Genomic DNA, 3,222 nt, shown 5'->3' with positions numbered 1-3,222 from the left:
GTACCTTGACAACTGCAAAGAAAAGTAAATGTCTCTTTACTGTAAGATCGAAAGATCGCAGAAGAGAACTTAACGAACCTTAGAAAGAAAAACTCAAGAGGAAAAGGTGCTTTCTGAAAAGAAAGAGAAGTCAAGTAAGTAAGGGCGTACGGCGGATGCCTTGGCCCTATCAGCCGATGAAGGACGCGATAAGCTGCGAAAAGCTACGGTGAGGTGCAAGTAACCATTGACCCGTAGATATCCGAATGGAGCAATCCGGCAGTAGGAGTACTGTCATCCATCGTAAGATGGAGGGGAACCCGGTGAACTGAAACATCTAAGTAGCCGGAGGAAAAGAAATCAACCGAGATACCCTAAGTAGCGGCGAGCGAACGGGGAAGAGCCTAAACCTAAACGGGAAACCGATTAGGGGTAGAGGACTGCAGAGCAGAACCAGCGAGAAGCCAAATCAGGTGGGAAACTGAGCCAGAGACGGTGAGAGCCCGGTAGGCGTAATCAAAGGGAAACAGCAGGATCCGGAGTACCACGGGGCACGAGGAACCTTGTGGGAAGCAGGGGGGACCACCCTCCAAGGCTAAATACTGATAGAGACCGATAGCGCATAGTACCGTGAGGGAACGGTGAAAAGAACCCCGGGAGGGGAATGAAATAGAACCTGAAACCGTATGTCTACAAGCAGTCGAAGCTCCGTATGAGAGCGACGGCGTGCCTATTGAAGAATGAACCGGCGAGTTACTGTTACCAGCGAGGTTAAGCGGAAAACGTGGAGCCGAAGCGAAAGCGAGTCTGAAAAGGGCGACAGTTGGTAGTAGTAGACCCGAAACCACAGTGATCTACCCATGTCCAGGCTGAAGCACAGGTAAAAATGTGTGGAGGGCCGAACTAGTGAGCGTTGAAAAGCTTTTAGATGAGATGTGGGTAGGGGTGAAATGCCAATCGAACGTGGAGATAGCTGGTTCTCCCCGAAATAGCTTTAGGGCTAGCCTCATGGAGAGAGTACAGGCGGTAGAGCACTGAACGAGGTAGGGGCCTATCCGGCTACCGAACTTAATCAAACTACGAATGGCTGTACTTATACATGGGAGTCAGACTGCGAGTAATAAGGCCCGTAGTCAAGAGGGAAACAGCCCAGACCAACAGCTAAGGTCCCCAATGCCGTACTAAGTGGTAAAGGATGTGGAGTTTCGAAAACAACCAGGATGTTGGCTTAGAAGCAGCCATCATTAAAAGAGTGCGTAATAGCTCACTGGTCGAGAGGCTCTGCGCCGAAGATGACCGGGGCTAAAGTACGGAACCGAAGCTTTGGCAATTAGCAATGCTAATTGGGTAGGGGAGCGTTCCTGCATGGGAGAAGCCTGACCGGAAGGACAGGTGGACAGGCAGGAAGAGAGAATGCCGGTATGAGTAGCGAAAAGGGTGGTGAGAATCCACCCCACCGAAAGCCTAAGGGTTCCCGGGCAACGATCGTCGACCCGGGGTAAGTCGGGACCTAATCCGAGGCGAAGACGCATAGGAGATGGACAACAGGTTGAAATTCCTGTACCGCAGAAGTATGATTGAGCGATGTGGTGACACAAGAAGGACGATGCGCATGCGACTGGAAGAGCATGTCTAAGCAGGTAGGCTGTAGAGTAGGCAAAACCGCTCTATGAAAAGGCCGAGAAGTGATGGGGAGCTTTCCGAGAGGAAAGTGAAGGGATCGGAACTAGATTGTCGAGAAAAGCTGCTAGTGAGTACTTAGGCGCCCGTACCAAAACCGACACAGGTAGGCAGGATGAGAATTCTAAGGTGCGCGGGAAAACCCTCGTTAAGGAACTCGGCAAAATATATCCGTAACTTCGGGAAAAGGATAGCCCAGAGTATGTGAAGTCCATACGGATGGAGCAGGAATGGGCGGCAGAAGAGAGGCCCAAGCGACTGTTTACCACAAACACAGGCGTCTGCTAAAGCGAAAGCTGATGTATAGATGCTGACACCTGCCCGGTGCTGGAAGGTTAAGAGGACGTGTTAGCCGTAAGGCGAAGCAGAGAATTGAAGCCCCAGTAAACGGCGGCCGTAACTATAACGGTCCTAAGGTAGCGAAATTCCTTGTCGGGTAAGTTCCGACCCGCACGAAAGGTGTAACGATTTGGGCACTGTCTCAACGAGGGACCCGGTGAAATTGAAGTACCTGTGAAGATGCAGGTTACCCGCGACTGGACAGAAAGACCCCATGGAGCTTTACTGTAACCTGAGATTGGATTCTGGTATAAGATGTACAGGATAGTTGGGAGGCGGAGAAGTGCGTACGCCAGTATGCATGGAGCCACAGGTGGGATACCAACCTTGTTGTATTGGAATTCTAACGAGAGCCGTAACGAAGCTGCGGACAGTCTCAGGCGGGCAGTTTGACTGGGGCGGTCGCCTCCTAAAAAGTAACGGAGGCGCCCAAAGGTTCCCTCAGCGCGGACGGAAACCGCGCGAAGAGTGTAAAGGCAGAAGGGAGCTTGACTGCAAGACGTACAGGTCGAGCAGGGACGAAAGTCGGGCTTAGTGATCCGGTGGTAGAGAGTGGAATTGCCATCGCTCAACGGATAAAAGCTACCCTGGGGATAACAGGCTTATCTCTCCCAAGAGTCCATATCGACGGGGAGGTTTGGCACCTCGATGTCGGCTCATCACATCCTGGGGCTGAAGTAGGTCCCAAGGGTTGGGCTGTTCGCCCATTAAAGTGGTACGCGAGCTGGGTTCAGAACGTCGTGAGACAGTTCGGTCCCTATCCATCGCGGGCGTAAGAAACTTGAAAGGGGCTGCTCCTAGTACGAGAGGACCGGAGTGGACGAACCAATGGTGTACCAGTCATACCGCCAGGTGTGCAGCTGGGTAGCTACGTTCGGGACGGATAAACGCTGAAAGCATCTAAGCGTGAAACCAGCCTAAAGATGAGGTTTCTCATTGCAAAAAGTAAGGTCCCACAAAGACGATGTGGTAGATAGGCCGGGAGTGGAAGTACAGTAATGTATGGAGCGGACCGGTACTAATAGACCGAGGACTTGACTTAATAACGAAGAGAAGAAGGGGAGTTAAGGAATACTTTTCTAAGCAGTTGTCAGGGTACATACCTGAAATTCAGTGGCGATAGCTACGGGGATCCACCTGTTCCCATGCCGAACACAGCAGTTAAGCCCGTATACGCTGAAAGTACTGGAGGGGAGGCCCTCTGGGAGGATAGGGAGTCGCTGA

General features: G+C 51.8%; 2 rRNA genes. Both read left to right on the top strand.

The features are described 5' to 3' along the window. Positions 1-128: 128 nt before the first annotated feature. Positions 129-3,040 (top strand): 23S ribosomal RNA (locus tag HMPREF1040_RS06185). Positions 3,041-3,107: 67 nt separating this feature from the next. Beyond that, positions 3,108-3,222 (top strand): 5S ribosomal RNA (gene rrf, locus HMPREF1040_RS06180); the annotation flags it as partial.

The organism is Megasphaera sp. UPII 135-E, from assembly GCF_000221545.1.
GTDB classification, from domain to species: Bacteria; Bacillota; Negativicutes; order Veillonellales; family Megasphaeraceae; genus Megasphaera; species Megasphaera hutchinsoni.
This window is presented reverse-complemented; position numbering and strand designations above follow the sequence as displayed.